Origin of the sequence: Streptomyces sp. MK7 (assembly GCF_032658145.1) — a bacterium.
In the GTDB taxonomy this organism is placed as follows: Bacteria; Actinomycetota; Actinomycetes; order Streptomycetales; family Streptomycetaceae; genus Streptomyces; species Streptomyces spiralis.
The window spans coordinates 39,877-60,822 of the sequence record NZ_JAVACL010000024.1 but is presented as its reverse complement, the minus strand read 5'-3'; the positions used below and the strand labels follow the sequence as shown (position 1 = coordinate 60,822).

Genomic DNA, 20,946 nt, shown 5'->3' with positions numbered 1-20,946 from the left:
GCGCGCCCCGGATGTTTGGCTGGACACATGGTGTGGACGACTGCCGGCAGCAGGAGAACGGGGGACGAGGACATGGGCGGCTACGGCGACGAGGACCGGACGGGCCGTACGGACGGCGAGCGGGCCGTCCGGCGGGACGAGGCGGTGCGGGCCGCGGTGGAGCAGGGGCTGCTCGGGCCCGGGTCCCCGCTCGTGGGACTGCTGGACGTCCAGGGCATCCGGGAGGCGGCGGCGAAGCTCACGGCGGCGTTCGCCGCGGTCGCGGCGCCGGGGACACCGGTGCTGCACGCCTTCGCGGTGAAGGCGACCCCGCTGGTGCCGGTGCTGCGCCTGCTGTGCGAGGAGGGCATCGGCGCCGAGGTGGCGAGCCCGGGAGAGCTGGCGCTGGCCCGGGCGGCCGGGGTGCCGGCCGCCCGCACCGTCCTGGACTCGCCCGCCAAGACCTCAGCCGAGCTGCGCGAGGCGCTGGCCCTGGGCATCGCCGTGAACGCCGACAGCCCGCAGGAGCTGGACCGCATCGACGCCCTCGTACGGTCCTCCGCGCCCCGCTCCCCGCTCGGGATCCGGGTGAACCCGCAGGTCGGCGGGGGTTCCATCGGGGCGCTGTCGACGGCGACGGCGACCTCGAAGTTCGGAGTGGCGCTGCTCGACGAGGGAGCGCGCGAGTGGGTCGTACAGGCGTACCTGGACCGGCCGTGGCTGACCCGGCTGCACGCCCACACCGGCTCGCAGGGCATCCCGCTGTCCCTGATGGTGCGGGGCGTGGCGGAGACGTACGCGCTGGCCGAGGAGATCAACGAGCGGGCGGGGCGGCGGCAGATCGACACCCTCGACATCGGCGGCGGACTGCCGGTGAACTTCGGTTCGGAGGCGACGACACCGACGTACGCGCAGTACGCGCGGCTGCTGGGCGAGGTGGTGCCGGGGCTGTTCGACGGGCGGTACGGGCTGGTGACCGAGTTCGGGCGGTCGCTGCTGGCCAAGCAGGGCACGGTGGTGGCACGGGTGGAGTACACCAAGAGCGCCGGCGGGCGGCCGGTCGCCGTGACGCACGCGGGCGTGCAGGTCGCCACCCGGACGGTGTACGCACCGGGGTCGTGGCCGCTGCGGCTGGCCGCGTACGACACCAAGGGACGGCCCAAGGCGGGCCCGGAGGTGGTCCAGGACGTGGCCGGACCGGCGTGCTTCGCGGGTGACCTGCTCGCCGAGGCCCGCGCGCTCCCCCCGCTGGAACCGGGCGACCACGTGGCCGCGCTGGACACCGGCGCGTACTACTTCGCGCACCACTACGCCTACAACTCCCTGCCCCGCCCCGGCGTCTACGGCTACGCGCCCGACGGCGCCAGCGGTGTCGCCTTCGCGACCGTGCGCGCGCCGCAGGGGGTCGAGGAGATCGTGGCCGAGGCCGGAGGGGCGCACGCATCGGCGCTCACCACCCTGCGCGCACCCGGGCGCTCTTGAGGCACGCCAGAAGCAACCGGTGCAACAAGGCGGAAACCGGGGTCAGTTGACCTACATTAGCCCCTCGGTCGCATGTTCCTCTGGAAAATGCCGTAACCCCGACCAGCTTCGCACACCCTGCGTAGCGTCGTCCTCACTCGGCCGACACACCAGGTGGGAGGGGAGCGACGGTGCCCGGAATCGACGAGTGCCTACTGGAGGCCATGCGGCTGCCCGGCGCGCGGGGCGCCGCGCTGGTCGACTGGACGAGCGGGCTGGCCCTGGGCACCGTCGGGGAGGCACCGGGCGGCGACCACGAGACCGCGGCGGCCGAGGCCGCCGAGCTGGCCCGGCTGGCCGCGGAGCACGGGGCGTTCGCCGCCGAAGACCCCGACGGCGAGCGCCCTCCGGTCGAGGACCTGATCGTCAGCAACCGGGACAGCTACCACCTGCTGCGGTTCGTGGAGACGACCTTCGACAGCAGTGTGTTCCTGCACCTGTGGCTGACCCGTGCGGAGGGCAACCTCGCGCTGGCCCGGATACGCCTGGGCGAGATGGCCGAGCGGCTGGTGCTGGGATGACCGTGGTCGACACCACTCCCCCGCCCCGGCTGCCGGTGCGCGACCGGGCGGCCGCCGCCGAGCGGGCCTGGGGCGGCCTGTCGCCGATGCTGACCCGGCTCGCCGCCGAGCGGGCCAGCGGCGTCCTCGTCCGCGAGCGCGGCACGCTCTATCTCAACGAGGGCCGCGTGGTGCACGCCGAAAGCCCGCTGGCCCCGGACCTGGAAACCCTCCTCACCGCGCACGGCACGCTCACGGCCGAGGCCTGGCGGGACGCCGTCTCCCGGGCCGACGAGCGCAGCGGCGCCGCACACCTGCTGTTGGCCGGTGGCCGGCTGACCGAGGGCGCGCTGCAACTGTGCCATCTGGGCGCCCTCTACGACGCCGCCTACTTCGCGCTCGCCCCGAGCAGCACCCCGGGCCGTTTCCGCTACGGCGTCACCCACCGGCTCGGCCCCGTCCTGCCGGTCCCGGTCGCCGCCCTGGAGCGCGAGACCCTGCGCCGCCGCGATCTGCTGCGCCGCATCTGGCCCGACCCACGGGCGGACAGCGCCCCACTGGCGCGGACGCGCACCACCGCGGCGCCGAAGCTCACCGCCCGCCAGCGGGCCCTGCTGCAACGGATCGACGGCACCCGCACGGCCGCCGAACTGGCCCGGGAGCTGGGCCGGCAGGCGTTCCACACCCTGGCGGACGTACGGCGCCTGGCGTCCGCCGGCCTCGTGGCTCCGCGCCCGCCGGAGGCCGCCACCGGGCCGGCGGCGCCGGACGACGGACCGCCACCGACCGACGAGCGACCGGCGGTGTCGGGCACCGGACGGGCAGCGGCGGGCACCGGACCGGCGGTGTCGGGCGCCGGGCCGCCGCCTGGCGTCACCGAGCGGATCGCGTGCACCACCGACCCCCACATCACGCTGCTGAAGAGGCTCAGGGATGCGCTGGAGGCCCTTTGAAAGGAGACACCGGATGGCGGCCGAGCCCGAGATCCTGGACGAGCTGCGCCGGCTGAGAGCCCGCGTCCCCCAGCTCACCGGCGCCCTCGCCGCGAGCACCGACGGCCTCGTCCTGGCCCACGACACCCCGGGCGTGGAACCGGAGGGCGTGGCGGCGCTGACCGCGACCGCGCTCGGCGTCGCCGTACGCATGGCGGACGTGACCGGCCGGGGCGAGCTGCGCGAACTGCTGATGCGCGGCGTCCACGGCTATGTCGCCACCTATGCGGCGGGCCGCACCGCCGTCCTGACGCTGCTCGCCCAGGACCGCGTCAACGTCGGCCGCCTCCACCTGGAGGGCCGCAGGGCCGGAGCCCGCATCGGGGAACTGGTCGACGCCGAGGCGGCGGCCCGGGGCCTCGGACGGGTGACGCCCGCGAGGGCCACGAAGCCGGCCCCGGCCGCCGGCAGTACCGCCCCACGGACCAGAACCACGCGTGTGCCACGCGCCACCGGCGCCAACACGCCTACCACCACCGAAAGTTAGCGAACAAGGAGACCGGCCATGGCCAACACCGAGACCTGCCTGAAGGAAGCCCTCGCCTCCATCGAGGGCGCGACCGGAGTCGCCCTCGTCGACTACACCAGCGGCATGGCGCTGGGCACGATGGGCGGCAGCAAGACCTTCGACCTGAACGTGGCCGCCGCCGGCAACACCGATGTCGTACGGGCCAAGATGCGCACCATGGAGCACCTCGGCCTCAAGGGGCAGATCGAGGACATCCTGATCACCCTCAACGACCAGTACCACCTGATCCGCCTGGTCGGCGGCCGCGGCGGCAACGGCCTCTTCTTCTACCTCGTGCTGGACGGCAAGCGGGCCAACCTGGCCATGGCCCGCCACCAGCTGAAGAAGATCGAGGAGGACCTGGAGGTCTGATCAGACGAGCGCCGCGGTGCGGCGGCGCGCCCCGCCCGGGGCCGCGTCGCCCGCCGCGATGCCGGTGCTGCGGTAGCCCTTGACCGCCGGGCCCGTGGGACGCCCGCCGTACCTGCCGAGCCGGTCCACCCGCACCCACAGCAGCACGTCGTCGGCCCGCTCGCGCCGCCCGAGCCAGGCGGCCTTCAGCCGCAGCCCGGTCCCGGCACCGGCCAGCAGCATCCCGCCGGCCGCCGGCACGGCGAACGAGCTGCCCAGCGCGGCCACGAACGCCAGCAGCAGCCACCAGCGGTGTCCCCGCCGCCAGGCGCGGACACTGACCGCCCGGTCCTGGAGCACGTCGTGCCGTCCGGCGCGGCTCGCGGCGCGGGCGAGGGCGGTGTAGCGGCGGCGCCGGGCGCAGGCGACGACAGCAGCGCTCACCAGGAACAGCGCGGCGCCCGCCGACACGCCGATCCGGCGCCCGGTCAGTCCCGGCCACGCCAGCCCGGCCCCCGCCGCGACCACACCGAGCCACCACATCGGTGCCGCCCCGGCCCGTACGACGACGGCCACACGGGCCAGTCCCTGTCCTCCGCGACCCTCGCGCCCTCCGCGTGCCACCTGCTGCCTCCTTCGCGCCCCGGCACACCTTCGTTCGGGCGGGCAGGCTAGCGGGCCTTCGTGAGACGAATCTGAGAGCAAGGGGTCGCGGCTCCGGGAACGACGGGCCGCGGGCGGCCGCCAGGTGCGCCGCCGGTTCAGTCCACGAACAGCCCGCGCGCCGCCGCCCGTGAGTCGAACTCCTCCAGCCGCGCCTGCGCGTCCGGCAGGTCGTCGCAGATGGCCTCCAGGAGCACCCGCCCGAGCAGCATCGGCGCGCACGCGGTGTCGAAGGCGAGCCCGGTGCCGACCGCCGCCGGCAGCAGCAGGTCGGAGTACTTCGCGACCGGCGCGAAGGCCGAGTCCGCGACCGTGACGACGGTCAGCCCCGCGTCCTTGGCGTAGGCGAGGGTGTCGACCACCTCGCGCGGATGCCGCGGCAGCGCGAAGCACAGCAGCGCCGACGCGCCCGCCCGTACGGAGCCGTCGACACGGTCCTGGATCATCGTGCCGCCCTCGTCGAGCAGCCGTACGTCCGGGTGGACCTTGCCGGCGAAGTAGGCGAAGCCGTAGGCCTGGGAGGCCGCCGCCCGCAGGCCCAGGACCGGCAGCGGACGCGAGGCGGCGAGGATCCGGCCCGCCTGCCGCACCGGCCCCGGATCGGCCAGCGCCTCCGCCAGGTGCCGCAGGTTCTCGATCTCGGCCTCGACGGCCTGCTGGTACTCGTTGTACGACGCCGGCTCGGCGGCCGGTTCGGCCGGCGCGACCTCGCGCAGGTGCCGGCGCAGCGCCGGGTAGCCGTCGAAGCCCAGGGCGACCGCGAACCGCGTCACCGACGGCTGGCTGACCCCGGCCAGCTCGGCCAGCTCGACGCTCGACAGGAACGGCACGTCGGCGGCCCGCCGGACCATGCTGTGCGCGATGCGCCGCTGGGTCGGCGTGAGCCGGTGCCCCTCGAAGAGCGCCTGCAGCCGTGCGGCAGGGCTGTCGGTCCCGCTCATGACATGCTCCCCCTCCAGAAGTCGTCGACGACCCGGGAGAGTACTCCCCGACCAGTTCCTATTCAGATACCAAGAACTCTGCATGAGGTCATACAGGCCGGGCAAGGGATCGGCCAAGCGCGGCGGATCGCGCATGTGTCGCGACCGGCGGTGTGCTACTCGTGGACGCAGCCACCGCCGCCGGCGCGCGCCGCACCGCAGCCGCACCGCAGGCGCCGCCGGCGGCGGGCGGCCTTCCCCCGCGGAAGCCGGGGGCTAGCCCCAGTGCGGGCGGCGACCCGGCTCCCTAGCCTGGTCGGCATGAGCGGAATGGACGCGCGTGACACCGACCTGAAGAAGGAACTCAACGCCACCCTGCAGGCCCGCAGGGAACTGGGCGAGGACTACGAGTCCGCGCTGGTCGACTCGTTCCTGGAGAAGGTGGACCAGCGCATCGACGGCGCCGTCGAGCGCCGCGTCCGCCGGCAGCTCGCCGAGCAGCAGATGACGGTGGCCCGCGACGCCCGTTCGCCGAAGGCCACCGACTCCTGGGGCGAGCGCTTCGGCTTCGGCATCGTCTCGCTGGTGCTGGCCGTGCCGCTGTCCGCTATCGGCGGCGGCGTCGCCCACCTGCCCGGTCTCATCGCCGCCTGGGCCGGCATCGTCGGCGTCAACGTCGTCCAGGCCGCCCGCACCAACCCCGGCCTCTTCGGCAGCCGCCGCACCGGGCCCGCCCAGGACGACCGCTGGGAGGACTGACACAACGGACACGGATGTGCGCGGGGACCGCCGCACCCCCATCACTGAGGGGCGGGACGACGGCGGTCCCCGCGGGGGACGCGGGCCGGGCCAGGACCGGGCTTGCGCGTCCATGGCGTCCAAGGAGGCCCGGGAGCCGCTCCGGAGGTCCGGGACGCCGTACGACGCCGGCCTGGAGGGGAGCCGCTCCCTCCCGCCGACACCCATAATCTGCCTGACCCGTGTTAAGCGGGTACTGCGTGCATGTGACACGCTCGTACCACTTTCACGACTCCCTCTCAGCCGCGGGTCACCGCCCGTTCTCCGTCACTGCTTTCCGGCCTTGGCCAGGAAGGCCAGCAGGTCCTGACGGCTGACCACGCCGGTGGGCTTGCCCTCCTCCAGCACGATCGCCGCGTCCGCCGCGCCGAGCACCGACATGAGGTCGGCGACCGGCTCGCCGGAGCCGACCTGCGGCAGCGGAGCGCACATGTGCTTCTCCAGCGGGTCCTCCAGCGAGGCGCGCTTGGTGAACAGGGCGTCCAGCAGTTCCCGCTCGACGACGGAGCCCACCACCTCGGCGGCCATGACGTCGGGGTGTCCGGCGCCCGGCTTCACGATCGGCATCTGCGAGACGCCGTACTCGCGCAGCACCTCGATGGCCTGGCCGACGGTCTCGTCCGGGTGCATGTGGACGAGGGAGGGGATGCCGCCCTCCTTGTCGCGCAGCACGTCGCCGACGCGGGCGCTCGGCCCCTCGTCCTCCAGGAAGCCGTAGTCGGCCATCCACTCGTCGTTGAAGATCTTGCTGAGGTATCCGCGTCCGCTGTCCGGCAGCAGGACGACCACCACGTCGTCCGGGCCGAGGCGCTCGGCGACGCGCAGGGCCGCGACGACCGCCATGCCGCAGGAGCCGCCGACCAGCAGGCCCTCCTCCTTGGCCAGGCGGCGGGTCATCTGGAAGGAGTCCTTGTCGGAGACGGCGACGATCTCGTCGGCGACGGTGCGGTCGTAGGCGGTGGGCCAGAAGTCCTCGCCGACGCCCTCGACGAGGTACGGCCGCCCGGAGCCGCCGGAGTAGACCGAGCCCTCGGGGTCGGCGCCGACGACCTGGACCTTGCCGTCGCTGACGTCCTTCAGATAGCGGCCGGTGCCGGAGATGGTGCCGCCGGTACCGACGCCCGCCACGAAGTGGGTGATCCTCCCCTCGGTCTGCTCCCACAGCTCGGGGCCGGTGGAGTGGTAGTGGGAGAGCGGGTTGTTGGGGTTGGAGTACTGGTCGGGCTTCCAGGCGCCCGGGGTCTCACGGACCAGCCGGTCGGAGACGTTGTAGTAGGAGTCCGGGTGCTCCGGCGCCACGGCCGTCGGGCACACCACGACTTCCGCCCCGTACGCGCGCAGCACGTTGATCTTGTCGGTGGAGACCTTGTCCGGGCAGACGAAGATGCACCTGTAGCCCTTCTGCTGGGCCACGATGGCCAGGCCGACGCCGGTGTTCCCGCTGGTCGGCTCGACGATCGTGCCGCCCGGCTTCAGCTCCCCGCTCTGCTCGGCCGCCTCGATCATCCGCAGGGCGATGCGGTCCTTCACGGAACCGCCCGGGTTGAAGTACTCGACCTTGGCCAGGACGGTCGCCCTGATGCCCTTGGTGACGCTGTTGAGCCTCACCAGCGGGGTGTTGCCGACGAGGCTGATCATCGAGTCGTGGAATCGCACCGTTGTCTCCGGTTGCTGCACAAAGTGGTCGTGGTGGTGCCGCCAGCCTAAGGCCAGGGGTGGGCACGGGGCGGTCGTTCACTCTTCGTCGCGATTGGATGACGGTCGGTACGGGGCAAGGAGTGGATGTACGGCTCTGCGGGAGGTGGCGGCAGGCATGACGAGCATGTCGAGGGCGAGGGTGGCCCGGCGGATCGCGGCCGGCGCCGCGTACGGCGGCGGCGGGCTCGGCCTGGTCGGCGCGGCGGCCATGGGGCTGCTGCTGGCCGAGGTGCAGCTGGCCAAGCGCCATGTGGGCAACGGCACGGACAACCACGTACCGGTCGCGGACGGGCTCTACGGCCATGTCTACGACGCTCCGGGCGACCCCCCGCTGAGGCTGACCATGCTCGGCGACTCCACGGCCGCGGGGCAGGGAGTCCACCGCTCCGGGCAGACGCCGGGCGCGCTGCTGGCATCGGGCCTGGCGGCGGTGGCCGAGCAGCCGGTGCTGCTGCGCAACGTCGCGGTGCCCGGCGCCCGGTCCGACGACCTGGACCGGCAGGTGGGCCTGGTGACGGCCGACCCGGCGCAGGTCCCCGACGTCTGCGTGATCATGATCGGCGCGAACGACGTCACCCACCGGATGCCCCCGACCCAGTCGGTACGTCATCTGTCGGCGGCGGTACGGCGGCTGCGCACCGCCGGCGCCGAGGTGGTGGTCGGTACCTGCCCCGACCTGGGCACGATCGAGCCGGTGCAGCAGCCGCTGCGCTGGCTGGCCCGCCGGGCCTCCCGGCAGCTGGCGGCGGCGCAGACGATCGGGGTGGTGGAGCAGGGGGGCCGCACCGTGTCGCTGGGCGATCTGCTGGGCCCGGAGTTCGAGGCGAATCCCCGGGAGCTGTTCGGCCCGGACAACTACCACCCCTCGGCCGAGGGGTACGCCACGGCGGCGATGGCGGTGCTGCCGACGGTGTGCGCGGTGCTGGGGCTGTGGCCGGCGGAGGAGGAGCGGCCGGACGTGTCGCGGCGCGAGGGGTTCCTGCCGGTGGCCCGGGCGGCGGCGGAGGCCGCGTCGGAGGCGGGTACGGAGGTCACCGCCGCGATGCCGACGGGGCCGCGGGGGCCGTGGGCCCTGCTCAAGCGGCGCCGGCGGCGCCGGGTCACGGAGCCGGACCCCGCGCCGGTGCAGGCCCCGACCTGATCTCACGGCCCAGGGAGAAAGCAAGCGCTTAGAAAGTTGCGGCGAGGATCACACCGCCGTTCCCGTGACCCGGGCCATACGTACGGGTAACTTCCCAGAGAGCCCCGCCCCCCTCATACCTCGCATGCCACTGGAGCCGTGATGCCCGAAGCCGTCATCGTCTCGACCGCCCGCTCCCCCATCGGCCGCGCTTTCAAGGGCTCCCTCAAGGACCTGCGCCCGGACGACCTGACCGCCACGATCATCCAGGCGGCACTGGCGAAGATCCCCGAGCTGGACCCGAGGGACATCGACGACCTGATGCTCGGCTGCGGCCTGCCCGGCGGCGAGCAGGGCAACAACCTCGGCCGGATCGTCGCCGTGCAGATGGGCATGGACCACCTGCCCGGCTGCACGATCACCCGCTACTGCTCCTCCTCTCTGCAGACGTCCCGCATGGCCCTGCACGCCATCAAGGCCGGCGAGGGCGACGTCTTCATCTCGGCCGGCGTCGAGACGGTCTCCCGCTTCGCCAAGGGCAACTCCGACAGCCTGCCGGACACGCACAACCCGTTCTTCGCCGAGGCCGAGGCCCGCACGGCGGCCGTCGCCGAGCAGGAGGGCACCACCTGGCACGACCCGCGCGAGGACGGCCTCGTCCCCGACGCCTACATCGCGATGGGCCAGACGGCCGAGAACCTGGCCCGCTGGAAGGGCGTCACCCGCCAGGAGATGGACGAGTTCGGCGTCCGCTCGCAGAACCTGGCCGAGGAGGCCATCAAGAACGGCTTCTGGGAGCGGGAGATCACCCCGGTGACCCTCCCGGACGGCACGGTCGTCAGCAAGGACGACGGCCCGCGCGCGGGCGTCACCCTGGAGGGTGTCCAGGGCCTCAAGCCCGTCTTCCGCCCCGACGGCCTGGTCACCGCCGGCAACTGCTGCCCGCTCAACGACGGCGCCGCCGCGGTCGTCATCATGTCCGACACCAAGGCCCGCGAGCTGGGCCTGACCCCGCTCGCCCGGATCGTCTCCACCGGCGTCTCCGGCCTCTCCCCGGAGATCATGGGCCTCGGCCCGGTCGAGGCGAGCAAGCAGGCCCTCAAGCGGGCCGGGCTGACCATCGACGACATCGACCTGGTGGAGATCAACGAGGCGTTCGCCGCCCAGGTGATCCCCTCCTACCGCGACCTCGGCATCGACATCGACAAGCTGAACGTCAACGGCGGCGCCATCGCGGTCGGCCACCCCTTCGGCATGACCGGCGCGCGCATCACCGGCACGCTGCTCAACTCCCTCCAGTGGCACGACAAGCAGTTCGGCCTGGAGACGATGTGCGTCGGCGGCGGCCAGGGCATGGCGATGGTCATCGAGCGCCTGAGCTGATCACCCGGCCGTCCCGGACGGCCGCTTGAGGGACCGTCAGTGCCCGCCATAGCACCCAGCGTGAGCGAACGGCCCGGAATCCAAGAAACTCCCGGATTCCGGGCCGTTTTGTGATCCAATCTCCCCCAGAGTGTGACCTATCTCCCTCAGGAAGGAGATCTTCGCAGGTCAGCAGCGTCGCGCACGGCAGCTCGAGCGCCGCACAAGCGGCATTCATGCCCGTTTCGTGACGTTACGCACTGACAGCTGGATAGTCCGCCCTTCAAGCTGATGTAGGAAGTCGGGGGTCGACCTTGAACCCAGGAGTACGTCAGTGAGCGCCATGCCGATCGCCCTGCTGCTCACCACGGCTGCCACCGGCGCCGTGGGCGTCGCCGTCCTGCGCACCCTCTTCGCGCTGCGCCGCCAGGTCACGGCTCTGCAGAACCAGCTCGCCGAGAACCACGCCGCCACAGCGCGGGCCCTGCTGCCGGCCGCCCGCGGCCAGGCGGACGCCGAGCAGATACGCGCCGCCGTGGTCGAGGCGCTGACGGAGGAGCGGGAGCGGGAGCTGGCCGAGGCGCGGGCCTTCTGGGCCGCCCAGGAGGCGCGGGACGCCGCCGACGCACCCTCCCTGCTGGGGCTGCCCGACAGCGAGCTGTTCCTGCCCCGTCAGGCCGACTTCGCGGGTTTTGACCATCTGGAGCCGGTCGCCGAGAACGGAGCGGACGCCGACGAGCTCTCCGGCCTCCCCAGCAGGGACACCGCCCAGGGCGGTACGTCCGGCGAGTCCGCCGAGCTGGCCGCGGCCCGCCGCCGCCACCCCTCGCACCCGGACTTCACCCCGCACCCGTCCCCGGTCGTGGGCGACCACGAGCGCACGGTCGCCACGCTGGAGGAGCTGGCGACCTCCCGCGTGGAGCTGGCCGACGTCCGCCCGGGCCCGCTGGGCACCCTCGACGTCTACGTCTTCGCCGACGGCACGACCCTGTGCATGACCCCGGGCCACCGCGAGACCGCCGAGCGCCTGGCCGAGGCCCTGCGCGCGGGCCGGTCCCCCGTCCTGCTGGGCGGCTCGGGCATCTCCGGCGCCTACACCCTGACCTTCTCCTGCGGCGAGGAGAACGTGTACATCCTGGCGGACCGGGTCATCGCCTCGCTGTAGCAGCCGGCGCGCGGCGCACCGCCGCGCCGGACCGGACCGCCGGCCGCCGGTGCGCGGCGGCCGGGGCTCACACGGACTCACACCCGCGCGCTGTCACACACCCGCGCGTTTCTGGGCCTCCTCCACCAGCCGGACGGCCTCCTGGACCTCGGCCTCGCTCTGGAGTACGAGCGCCAGGTCGTGTCCGGCGACGGTGATCTGGTCCGCGGCCGCGAACATCCCGGCGTCGGGCATCTCCCGCGGCTCCGCCGAGGGATCCTCCAGCAGTTGTGCCCGCCGGGCCAACTCCCTTGCCAGCGCGAGCGCTTCGGCGGCCGCGGCCCGCTGCAGCCGGCTCTGCGGCGCAGCCCTCAGTCGGTCGGCGAAGTGATCCACTGCCCGGGTCAGAGATGTCGTGTCAACCACGCCGCGAGACTACGCGTCGTACCAGGACTGTTGCCAATACGCGAACGCTCAGGCACGGTGACGTGAAGGACCGGCTTCATCGAACGCGTCCGGAGGCGCCGATGTCCCAAGTCTTCTCCGAAGAGACCCATCGCAACCTGCTCGCCCGCATCCCCCAGTGCACCGGTCGTGAAGTCGCCGACTGGTTGCGCACCGTCGAAGAAGGCCCGGCACTCTGCTTCGAGGAGAGGCTCAGCTGGCTCCGCCACGAGCACAACCTCGCGTACGGCCACGCCAAGGCGATCATCCACGAGTACGACCTGAGGAGGGCCGCGCGCAAACTGCTCTAGGGTCTTTCGCTTGGATCCGGCATGATCCAAACGAGACACCCCCTAGGTGCGCCGCGGCGCACCGGCAGACGACGAAGGGCCCCGGTGGGAACCGGGGCCCTTCGTCACGCGGATGACCGCTAGTCGTTGCTGTTGAGGATCGCGATGAGCCGCAGGAACTCCATGTAGATCCACACCAGCGTCACGGTGAGGCCGAAGGCCGCGAGCCAGGCCTCCTCGCGCGGCGCGCCGTAGGCGATGCCGTCCTCGACCTGCTTGAAGTCCAGGGCGAGGAAGCAGGCGCCGAGGATGACGCCGATGACACCGAACACGATGCCGAGCCCGCCGCTGCGGAAGCCGAGGCCGTCGCCGCCGCCGATCGCGGCGAACAGCAGATTCACCACCATCAGCAGCAGGAAGCCGAGCGTGGCCGCCATCACGAAGCCGGCGAACCGCCGGTTGACGCGGATCCAGCCCGCCTTGTACGCGACCAGTACGGCGGCGAAGGTCGCCATCGTGCCGATCACGGCCTGCATGGCCGCGCCGTTCGCGATGTGGGTGTCGACGATGTTGGAGACGACGCCGAGGAAGACGCCCTCGAACGCGGCGTAGGCCAGGATCAGCGCGGGCGAGGCCTTGCGCTTGAAGGACTGCACGAAGGCCAGCACCATGCCGATCAGCGCGGCACCGATGCCGATGCCGTACGACCGGCTGATCTGCGCCTCGTCGACCGGCAGCAGCGCCCAGGCGAGCGCGGCCGTGACGACCAGGGTGCCGAGCGTGGACGCGGTGCGCACGACGACGTCGTCCATCGTCATCCGGCCGGTGGTGGCCGGGGCCTGCGGCGGCGCGCCGTACTGCAGGTCCTGCTGGGCGTAGGGGTTCTGAGCGTAAGGATTCTGCGCGTAGGGGCCGCCGCTCGGCTGGGCGTACGGATTGCCCTGCGCGTACGGGTTGCCCTGCGTGCCGACAGCGGGGCCCCCGGCCTGCGGCGCGGTGTTGAAGCCCGCGTAGCCGTTGTCGCGGCTGAATCCCCGTCGCGAGAAGACCGGGTTTCTGCTCCTCATCTCACTCCTCCATGGCCACACGACGCGACCTTGGCTCAAGAGTAATGGAACGGCAAAGGATCGACCCTAATACCTGGGGAGGATCTTTCCCTCGTCCTGCTGCGGAACACGCTACGCGGGCAGGTGATTCCCGGCGACGGCCGGGCCCATTCATGACCAGCCTGCGACATGGCCGGAATCAGCCGGAGATCCCGGGGGACCAGGAGCACTCCGTCAGCCGATCGGGAAGCCGGTGTAGCCCTCGGCGAGGTCGGTCTCGGCCGCCCGGCAGGAGGCGATCCGGTCCAGGCGGGCCAGTTGCAGCCGCTCGTCGAACGGGGTGGCGTCCGGGTGACGGTGCAGCATCGTCGTCATGTCGTAGCTGAAGCGCTCGGCCTGCCAGACGCGTCGCAGACAGGTCGCCGAGTAGGCGTCCAGCAGCTCGGCGGAGCCCGTCCTCTGCTGGTGCGTCAGCGCGCGGGCGAAGGTGGCGACGTCGCCGACGGCGAGGTTCAGGCCCTTGGCGCCGGTGGGCGGCACGATGTGGGCGGCGTCGCCGGCGAGGAAGAGCCGGCCGTGACGCATGGGTTCGTGGACGTAGGAACGCATCGGGGTGACCGACTTCTGGGTGATCGGTCCGCGCCGCAGCGCCCAGTCGTCGTCCGTCTCCAGCCGCCGCTCGAGTTCGTCCCAGATCTCGTCGTCGGTCCACGTCTCCGCGTCGGTGTCGGCGGGGACTTGGAGGTAGAGGCGGGAGACGGAGGGGGACCGCATGGACAGCAGGGCGAAGCCGCGGTCGTGGCGGGCGTAGACCAGCTCGTCGTGGGAGGGGGCGACGTCGGCGAGGACGCCGAGCCAGCCGAAGGGGTACGTCCGTTCGAACACGCGGGAGAGCCCGGCGGGGACGGCCTTCCGCGACACTCCCCAGAAGCCGTCGCAGCCGACGACGTAGTCGCACTCCAGGACGTCCTCGCGCCCGCCGTGACGGAACCGGACGGCCGGGTGGTCGCTCTCCGCGCCCTCCACGGCCAGCGCCTCCGCCTCGAACAGCAGCGGTCCGCCCTCCTTGAGCTGGAGGGCTATGAGGTCCTTGCAGACCTCCGTCTGGGCGTAGACCATCACGGACCGCCCACGGGTCAGCCGGGGGAAGTCCACCCGGTGCCGGCGACGCTCGAACCGCAGCTCGATCCCGTCGTGCCGCAGCCCCCTGCGGTCCATCCGCTCCCCCGCACCGGCCGCGCGCAGCACGTCGACCGTGCCCTGCTCCAGGATTCCGGCCCGCTGTCGCTGCTCCACGTAGGAGCGGTCACGGCTCTCCAGGACGACCGAGTCGATTCCGGCGTTGTGGAGCAGCCGGGCGAGGAGCAGGCCGGCCGGGCCGGCTCCGATGATGCCGACGGTGGTGCGCATCGGTCGTTCCCTTCGGGTGGGCGTCGTTGCCGTGTTCGCATGGGGTGTTCGCGTGGTGAAGTTTTGTTCACCGATTTCGCCTTGCCTGAGTCTCCGCCCGCACCCACCCGATGTCAATGGTTCCCGTCCTCACACGGCGACGGCCGGCCGCCGGACCCGCGTTCACGGTCGCGGATCCGGCGGTCGGCCCAGGGGGACGACCGCGACGACTACGGCGCGGTCAGTGGCCCGGCCAGCCGTCCAGATGGCGGTGCAGGGTCACGGCGGGCGGCGCCTCGCCCTTCGGGGCGTCGGCGACCGCGTCGTGCAGGACGGTGCCGACCTCGGCCGCCAGGCCGTCGACCCGCGACCTCAGCTCGGCGGCGGGGAGCGAGGAACGGGACAGTTCGTCGAGCCGGCGGTGGATGTCGTCGAGCTTGCGCCGGGTGGCGGCGTCGAAGGTGATCGGGGTGGGCGTGGAGACGACGAACTGATAGGCGCCGGCGAGGGTCTGACAGCCCGTGCACCTCTTGTTGGCGGCGTCACTGAGGTTCACCGCGTTCAGGTGCGTGCGCTCGCCGGCGAACGTGACGATCTGGAAGGACAGCGCCACGGAACGGCACGCGTCGTCGGCCGAGCAGCCGACGGAGACGGCGTTGGCCTGGTTGCGCACGGCGGCGGCGTTCACCGTGCCGAACTGGCGCACGGTGAACGAGTCCCTGGCCTGGGTGTGGTGCACCCGGTCGGCGTGACTGAACACGTTGTCGGAGGCGACGGCGGCATGCGGCGCGGCGGTCGCCGCCTGCGCCGGCACGGCGGTCGCCACACCGGCGACCCCGGCGGCGAACAGCCCTATCCGCACGGCTCGCTGGGTAAGGGGACGACTGGAGGAACGTGGCTTGCGATGACTGCTCATGGGGTCTCCTGCGGTGAATTGAGAAAGTGGCGTTGCATGTGAGGGAGTGCGGCCCGGTGGCGTGGCCGTCGGGGCGGGTGCGCTTGCCCGCGCGTGCGGGGTGCCTCCCCCACGCTCGAACGCGCTCGCGCGGGGGCACCCCCACCGCCCACCCGTGCCGCCCTGGGGGCACCTCCCCGGCGTCGAGCACTGGGGGAGGCACGAATGCCCGCGGCTACGCCGCACGGTGGCACGTCGGTCAGGGCGAAGCGGCAACAGGACTGGAGGACCCGCTGCCGGACGGCGGCGGCACCGCCGATGCGCTCTCGCTCGGCACGGCCGACACGCTCTCGGACGCCGTGGGCGAAGCCTCCGGCACCGATCCCCCGGCCGACACGGACGGCGCCGGCTCCCCCACCGTGCCCTCGCCGCTGGGCACCGCCCGGCGCGTGGCACTCGGCTCCACGGAGGCCGCACCCGACGCCTCGGCGGAGGCGGCCGCACTGCCCGACGCCGACGCCGACGGCCCGTCACTGGGCCCCGTCGTGCCGGCGGAGGCCGTCCCCGCCGTCCCCGACGGCACCGCGGAGGCCCCGCCGGACGGCTGGTCCGACGTCGGCCCTTGCGGCGTCGAGGCCTGCCGCGGCTGCGGCTCCTGCGTGGACACCCCGGGCTGGAGTATCGGCGCGATCGGCGGCTTCTTCGGCAGCGGCTGCGGTGTCATCCCGGACACCCAGGCATAGCCGAGCCCGCTGAGCCCGGCCAGCGTCAGCGCGCACACCGCCAGCCGCAGCACCGGCCGCCCCGCCGTGGCCCGCTTCGCGGCGCGGAAGAGCCGCCCGCCGAGCTTCACGGAGAGATAGACGACGCCGGCCATCGGGCACAGCAGCATGACGCAGCCGATGAGGCCGACCAGGCCCTCGACGATCCGCCCGTCGACGAACGCCGAGCCGGTGCCGATGATCTGCTCGGTCAGCGACCGGACCATGGTCGTGATGATCCGCGGCAGGTTCCACAGGGCGTAGCCGAGTTCGCCGACGATCAGCGGGACCATCGTCAGCACCCAGGTGGCGACGATGGTGCGCGCCGACTTCTTCAGCCCGGCGACCTCCTTGCGGGCGGCCCGGCCCTTCCTGCCCGGCACCAGGCCCAGCAGGATCGGCTTGATCTTGCCGTACAGGTCGGGCACCCCGGCCAGGTCGCCGAGGATGTAGTAGCCGTCGAGGCGGACGGCCGGCATCAGCTGTTCCAGGATCTCGAAGTGGCCGAGGTAGACGGCGGCCAGGAAGAACTGTGCCCCGGTGGCGAAGTACGCCCCGGCCATGGCGAGCATGAAGACGACGTTGAAGTACACCCCGCCCAGGTCGGTGCGGAGCCGTCCGGCGCGGCCGATCCGGTAGACGTCGGTGACGTCGGTGTACATCGACGGCCAGATGAGGAAGAGCCCGCAGCCGATGCACCCGGGGTGGGCACCCCCGTATCTGCATGCGGAGGCGTGGCCGAACTCGTGGAAGACGAGGGAGGCCACGGTGAGGGCGAAGACGATGAGGATGAGGACGGGCTGGTCGAGGACCTCCAGGACCGGCTCGATCGCCCCGAAGAAGCCGAACAGCCAGACGTCCATGACGACCGCCGAGGCGAGCACCAGCGCCACCACGGCCGGCCGGTGCAGCCAGGCGAACATCCGGGCGATCTTCGCCGTACGGCGCTCGTTGAAGATCACCCGGTGGCCCTTGAGGGCGAGCAGGAGGTCGGAGCGCGGTGCGTCGACCTCCTCGCTCTCCTGGCCGTCGGGGACCGTCACACCGAGCGGTTCGAGTTTGTTCTCGACCAGGTAGCGGATGTTCTCGCCGCTGACCTCGCGCCCGAACCGTGCGCTGACGCGGTGGGCGATGGTCTCGGTGTCGCGGACGCCGTCGACGGACGAGGCGACGAGATACAGCAGCCGTGACAGCTGCACGACCTGCCCGTCCCCCCGACGGGCGATGTACTTGGGCTCGGTGAAGCCCGACCCCTGATACTCGCCGTGCAGCCGCAGTCCCGCGCTCAGGCGTGGGACGAGCGGCGGCGGCTGCTGCTCGACGACCGGCAGGGTGCCCGTCGCCACCTGCTCGTAGGTCACCGGCCAGCCGCCGGGCCCGGGGACCGGGCCCGTGTCGTGCAGTGTCGGCGCCCCGTCTCCGAGCACCGTCATATGTGATCTCCCCCCACGTCATCCCTCCGGGGGCGGACCGCGTCGTACCCCCCGCGCGGTCCGCCCCCGGTGGCGTCGTCGTCAGCGCCGCTCGGGGCGCTGCCGTGGTGCCGCTACTGCGTGACGTTGATGCTCTGGACGGCCTGCGACTCGGCGGCGGACCACGCGGAGTGGTCGTTGAGCGCGGCGGACTGGTTGGTGGCCGAGATGTTGGCGACGTGCTTGGTGACGTTCACCGACTTGGTGAAGCTGAACTTCAGCCGGCCGAGGGCCTCGCGGCCCGGCAGCAGCTCCGCCGACTCGGTGTCCAGCTCGTGCATGTCCATGCTCATGACGGACGTCCTTTCGATTTCTGAGTGTCTGGGTGGGTGGTGGGGCAGGTGTTACTGGCTGACGTTGATGCTCTGGCCGGCGCCGGAGCTGGCCACGGAGCCGAACGAGTGGTCGTTCAGAGCGGCGGACTGGTTGGCGGCCGAGATGTTGGCGACGTGCTTGGTGACGTTCACCGACTTGGTGAAGCTGAACTTCAGCCGGCCGAGGGCCTCGCGGCCCGGCAGCAGCTCCGCGGACTCGGCCTCGAGCTCGTGGGCGTCCATCATGGTCAATTCCCCCTCAGGGATGGGCGTGTCCGGTCGGAGAGAGTCAGGTTCCCCCCGGACTCTGTCCAACTTGGTCGGACGAGCTGTCCAACGAGATTGGACACTAGGGCCTCGTGAAGCACTTGCGCAACCCATTCCGTGAATCCCCCTCTCGGCGACGTGCGCCGACGCCCGTAGAATCGAGCCCCACGTGGAGGGTTCCCACGGGTTTTGCCAGGCGGCGAGCAGGAAGTGACCACCGGTGGCCAACGCACTGCAGCAGTTGATCCGTGAGCGCCTCGACCGCAAGGGCTGGTCCTACGGCGATGTCGCGCGCCGCGGCGGCGTCCCCCGCTCCACGGTCCACCACCTGGCCACCGCCGACCGCGTGGTGCGCATGCCCCAGCCGGCCACACTGGAGGGACTGTCCAAGGGCCTGGAACTTCCGTTGGACACCGTCCGCCGGGCCGCCGCGGAGGCCTGCGGCATCCACGTCTACGGCCCCTCCGCCCCGGGCGCCGACGGGGAGGCCCCCCGCCCCGCGGACCCCGAGGTCGACCTGCTCATCGCCAGCGTGCAGAAGCTGTCGGCCGACGACCGCCGCCATGTCGCGGCCCTGGTGGAGTCCCTGCTGGACCGCGCCTCACGGCAGGACTGACGGCCCGGAACACGGGCCGGCCATCCATTGCGACCGAACGGACGTTCTCCCGCCAAGTCGGAAAAAGAATCCAGACGACCCGATACCCATCGAGATCCGCCGCTAGTCTCTCGTCTGCCCGAGGCGCGAAAGCCGCACGACCCCGGGCTCCCAGGGGGGACATGTGTTGTTCGTGCATGGCGGACCGACCACGGCCGTGGTCCGGAATCCCGCCGGAGACGCGATGGTCCTGCTGTCCGGTGAACTGCCCGAGGTGCTCACCGACGAGGCCCTCGCCGAGCTCCTGGACCTGGCCGCCGCCATATTGGAGGCGGAGGAGCTGGTCCTGTTCCACACCTGCCTGCGGACCCTGCGCCGCAACGGAATGCGTGCGGGCCGCCGCATCGAGATCGACGGCGCCGTCCTGACGGTCTACGAGGGCTGACCACCCACACCGACGGCCGAAGGTCACCTCCCCGCTCCGCGGACAGCGGAACGGCACCTCGCCGCCCCGCGGACAGGTGAGGTGCCGTGACGTGAAGGTGCCCGGAACCGGATTCGAACCGGTACGCCCGCGAGGGGCAGCGAGGTTTAAGCTCGCCGTGTCTGCATTCCACCATCCGGGCAGGCCATGGGCTCCGCACTGAGGTTCCGAGCCTATCGGGAGGCGTCCCCCGAACAGCGGTCCGACGGACCCATGTTGTCTTATTCTATTGACGTCTGAGGGCCCATCAGCACTCCTGACCGCCGGTTGGCACCTGCCCGACAGCCTTATGGCCCGAGTCCGCCCGCGCACGCGGAATGACGGAATTTCACCGTCTGGACAACGCCGCTCCGCCCGGTCTCGACGTCCCCCTCCCGGGGGAGTGTCGTTGACAGCTCTCAGGGACCGGGGTCATCCCCAGGTATGACGCGGGCGTGTGCGGTCCGACCCGAGTCGCCCCCCGGAACCGGAGCAGCGGCTGACTCGGTGGGCCCGTCCGGCGACGACGATGGTCACATCTCCCAGAAGCCTGAGCACCCCAAGGCCTCGGAGCACCCCAAGGCCTGGCAGAACCCCAAGCCTCGAGAACCCCGAGATCATCCGTCGTCCCGTCAGGAGCGTTCACCCGTGACCACCTCTTCCATCGCCGGCCGGACCACCGCCGTGGCCGCGCGCGCCACGGATCTGTCGAAGATCTACGGACAGGGCGAGACCCAGGTGGTCGCCCTCGACCAGGTCTCCGTCGACTTCCGGCAGGCCGAGTTCACCGCGATCATGGGCCCTTCCGGGTCCGGCAAGTCCACGCTGATGCACTGCGTGGCGGGCCTGGACACCTTCTCCTCCGGGTCCGTGCGCATCGGCGACACCGAGCTGGGCTCCCTGAAGGACAAGCAGCTCACCCGGTTGCGCCGGGACAAGATCGGCTTCATCTTCCAGGCGTTCAACCTGCTGCCGACGCTGACGGCCCTGGAGAACATCACGCTCCCCATGGACATCGCGGGCCGCAAGCCGGACAAGCAGTGGCTGGACACGGTGATCGCCATGGTCGGGCTCGCCGACCGGCTGGGGCACCGGCCCTCGCAGCTGTCCGGCGGTCAGCAGCAGCGCGTCGCCGTCGCACGGGCGCTGGCCTCCCGGCCGGACATCATCTTCGGTGACGAGCCCACCGGAAACCTCGACTCGCGCTCGGGCGCCGAGGTGCTCGGCTTCCTGCGCAACTCCGTGCGCGAGCTCGGCCAGACGGTGGTGATGGTGACCCACGACCCGGTGGCGGCGGCGTACGCGGACCGGGTGGTGTTCCTCGCCGACGGCCGGATCGTGGACGAGGTGTACGGGCCGACGGCCGACAGCGTGCTGGACCGCATGCGGAATCTTCCCGGGGGCAACCCCCGGGCCCCCGAGTTCGACGCCAAGGGCCGCACCAGCTGACCTCC

The 20,946-nt window shown here is 72.1% G+C and carries 23 protein-coding genes and 1 tRNA gene; 13 read left to right on the top strand and 11 right to left on the bottom strand.

The features are described from left to right. Positions 1-72: 72 nt before the first annotated feature. The 5 genes from R2S09_RS24540 to R2S09_RS24520 all read left to right on the top strand — a co-directional run bounded on the left by R2S09_RS24540 (position 73) and on the right by R2S09_RS24520 (position 3,872). Positions 73-1,461, top strand: a complete 1,389-nt coding sequence (locus R2S09_RS24540; RefSeq protein WP_316743321.1) for a diaminopimelate decarboxylase — start codon at positions 73-75, stop codon at positions 1,459-1,461. Positions 1,462-1,631: 170 nt separating this feature from the next. Next, the gene (locus R2S09_RS24535; RefSeq protein ID WP_306186010.1) at positions 1,632-2,021 is read left to right on the top strand and encodes a hypothetical protein; all 390 of its coding nucleotides are present in this window, start codon (positions 1,632-1,634) and stop codon (positions 2,019-2,021) included. Further along, positions 2,018-2,953, top strand: a complete 936-nt coding sequence (locus tag R2S09_RS24530) for a hypothetical protein (RefSeq protein WP_316743266.1) — start codon at positions 2,018-2,020, stop codon at positions 2,951-2,953. The genes R2S09_RS24535 and R2S09_RS24530 overlap by 4 nt, the downstream gene beginning before the upstream one ends. A gap of 13 nt (positions 2,954-2,966) precedes the next feature. Continuing rightward, positions 2,967-3,479 (top strand): roadblock/LC7 domain-containing protein, encoded by a 513-nt coding sequence (locus tag R2S09_RS24525; protein ID WP_316743265.1) that lies wholly within the window; start codon positions 2,967-2,969, stop codon positions 3,477-3,479. 18 nt (positions 3,480-3,497) lie between these two features. Beyond that, positions 3,498-3,872, top strand: coding sequence for a hypothetical protein (locus R2S09_RS24520; protein WP_306186004.1), 375 nt, complete (start codon positions 3,498-3,500; stop codon positions 3,870-3,872). Here R2S09_RS24520 and R2S09_RS24515 read toward each other — a convergent pair whose 3' ends face one another. Further along, on the bottom strand, positions 3,873-4,394 hold the full coding sequence (locus R2S09_RS24515; protein ID WP_306186108.1) for a hypothetical protein: 522 nt from the start codon (positions 4,392-4,394) through the stop codon (positions 3,873-3,875). It lies immediately after the preceding gene. A gap of 218 nt (positions 4,395-4,612) precedes the next feature. Further along, on the bottom strand, positions 4,613-5,455 hold the full coding sequence (locus R2S09_RS24510) for a MurR/RpiR family transcriptional regulator (protein ID WP_306186003.1): 843 nt from the start codon (positions 5,453-5,455) through the stop codon (positions 4,613-4,615). Positions 5,456-5,764: 309 nt separating this feature from the next. Between R2S09_RS24510 and R2S09_RS24505 the strand changes: the two genes are divergently transcribed. Further along, positions 5,765-6,193 (top strand): hypothetical protein, encoded by a 429-nt coding sequence (locus R2S09_RS24505; protein WP_316743320.1) that lies wholly within the window; start codon positions 5,765-5,767, stop codon positions 6,191-6,193. 306 nt (positions 6,194-6,499) lie between these two features. Here the strand turns inward: R2S09_RS24505 and R2S09_RS24500 are convergent, their stop codons facing one another. Then, the gene (locus R2S09_RS24500; RefSeq protein ID WP_306186001.1) at positions 6,500-7,888 is read right to left on the bottom strand and encodes a cystathionine beta-synthase; all 1,389 of its coding nucleotides are present in this window, start codon (positions 7,886-7,888) and stop codon (positions 6,500-6,502) included. Between the two features lie 157 nt (positions 7,889-8,045). Here R2S09_RS24500 and R2S09_RS24495 point away from each other — a divergent pair, with 157 nt between their 5' ends. The 3 genes from R2S09_RS24495 to R2S09_RS24485 all read left to right on the top strand — a co-directional run bounded on the left by R2S09_RS24495 (position 8,046) and on the right by R2S09_RS24485 (position 11,577). Further along, entirely contained in the window at positions 8,046-9,071 is a 1,026-nt protein-coding gene (locus tag R2S09_RS24495) for an SGNH/GDSL hydrolase family protein (protein WP_306185999.1), read from the top strand. A gap of 141 nt (positions 9,072-9,212) precedes the next feature. Further along, positions 9,213-10,433: an acetyl-CoA C-acetyltransferase gene (locus tag R2S09_RS24490; protein ID WP_316743262.1), complete on the top strand. Its 1,221-nt coding sequence runs from the start codon at positions 9,213-9,215 to the stop codon at positions 10,431-10,433. Positions 10,434-10,746: 313 nt separating this feature from the next. Next, complete coding sequence (locus R2S09_RS24485; protein ID WP_316743261.1) at positions 10,747-11,577, top strand: hypothetical protein; 831 nt, start codon at positions 10,747-10,749, stop codon at positions 11,575-11,577. Positions 11,578-11,670: 93 nt separating this feature from the next. Here R2S09_RS24485 and R2S09_RS24480 read toward each other — a convergent pair whose 3' ends face one another. Further along, positions 11,671-11,982: a hypothetical protein gene (locus R2S09_RS24480; RefSeq protein ID WP_189899577.1), complete on the bottom strand. Its 312-nt coding sequence runs from the start codon at positions 11,980-11,982 to the stop codon at positions 11,671-11,673. A gap of 101 nt (positions 11,983-12,083) precedes the next feature. Between R2S09_RS24480 and R2S09_RS24475 the strand changes: the two genes are divergently transcribed. Further along, positions 12,084-12,311 (top strand): DUF4287 domain-containing protein, encoded by a 228-nt coding sequence (locus R2S09_RS24475; RefSeq protein ID WP_030164109.1) that lies wholly within the window; start codon positions 12,084-12,086, stop codon positions 12,309-12,311. Positions 12,312-12,430: 119 nt separating this feature from the next. On the opposite strand, the gene R2S09_RS24470 is transcribed toward R2S09_RS24475, so the two are convergent. The 6 genes from R2S09_RS24470 to R2S09_RS24445 form a co-directional block, all read right to left on the bottom strand. Next, complete coding sequence (locus R2S09_RS24470) at positions 12,431-13,357, bottom strand: Bax inhibitor-1/YccA family protein (protein ID WP_306185993.1); 927 nt, start codon at positions 13,355-13,357, stop codon at positions 12,431-12,433. Positions 13,358-13,570: 213 nt separating this feature from the next. Continuing rightward, the gene (locus R2S09_RS24465; protein WP_306185991.1) at positions 13,571-14,746 is read right to left on the bottom strand and encodes a 4-hydroxybenzoate 3-monooxygenase; all 1,176 of its coding nucleotides are present in this window, start codon (positions 14,744-14,746) and stop codon (positions 13,571-13,573) included. A 220-nt stretch (positions 14,747-14,966) separates the two neighbouring features. After that, positions 14,967-15,587: a hypothetical protein gene (locus tag R2S09_RS24460; protein ID WP_306185989.1), complete on the bottom strand. Its 621-nt coding sequence runs from the start codon at positions 15,585-15,587 to the stop codon at positions 14,967-14,969. A gap of 292 nt (positions 15,588-15,879) precedes the next feature. Beyond that, positions 15,880-17,814, bottom strand: a complete 1,935-nt coding sequence (locus R2S09_RS24455) for a hypothetical protein (RefSeq protein ID WP_316743255.1) — start codon at positions 17,812-17,814, stop codon at positions 15,880-15,882. Between the two features lie 113 nt (positions 17,815-17,927). Then, the gene (locus tag R2S09_RS24450; protein WP_306185985.1) at positions 17,928-18,146 is read right to left on the bottom strand and encodes a hypothetical protein; all 219 of its coding nucleotides are present in this window, start codon (positions 18,144-18,146) and stop codon (positions 17,928-17,930) included. Positions 18,147-18,197: 51 nt separating this feature from the next. Continuing rightward, positions 18,198-18,413, bottom strand: a complete 216-nt coding sequence (locus R2S09_RS24445; RefSeq protein ID WP_030164090.1) for a hypothetical protein — start codon at positions 18,411-18,413, stop codon at positions 18,198-18,200. 241 nt (positions 18,414-18,654) lie between these two features. On the opposite strand from R2S09_RS24445, the gene R2S09_RS24440 reads away from it, so the two are divergent. Together R2S09_RS24440 and R2S09_RS24435 are read left to right on the top strand one after the other, a co-directional pair. Continuing rightward, on the top strand, positions 18,655-19,050 hold the full coding sequence (locus tag R2S09_RS24440; RefSeq protein WP_316743252.1) for a helix-turn-helix transcriptional regulator: 396 nt from the start codon (positions 18,655-18,657) through the stop codon (positions 19,048-19,050). A 163-nt stretch (positions 19,051-19,213) separates the two neighbouring features. Further along, positions 19,214-19,474, top strand: coding sequence for a hypothetical protein (locus R2S09_RS24435; protein WP_306185980.1), 261 nt, complete (start codon positions 19,214-19,216; stop codon positions 19,472-19,474). A gap of 98 nt (positions 19,475-19,572) precedes the next feature. Here the strand turns inward: R2S09_RS24435 and R2S09_RS24430 are convergent. Then, a tRNA-Leu gene (locus tag R2S09_RS24430) sits at positions 19,573-19,655 on the bottom strand. A gap of 485 nt (positions 19,656-20,140) precedes the next feature. On the opposite strand from R2S09_RS24430, the gene R2S09_RS24425 reads away from it, so the two are divergent. Further along, positions 20,141-20,941: an ABC transporter ATP-binding protein gene (locus R2S09_RS24425; protein WP_306185978.1), complete on the top strand. Its 801-nt coding sequence runs from the start codon at positions 20,141-20,143 to the stop codon at positions 20,939-20,941. Positions 20,942-20,946 lie beyond the last annotated feature (5 nt).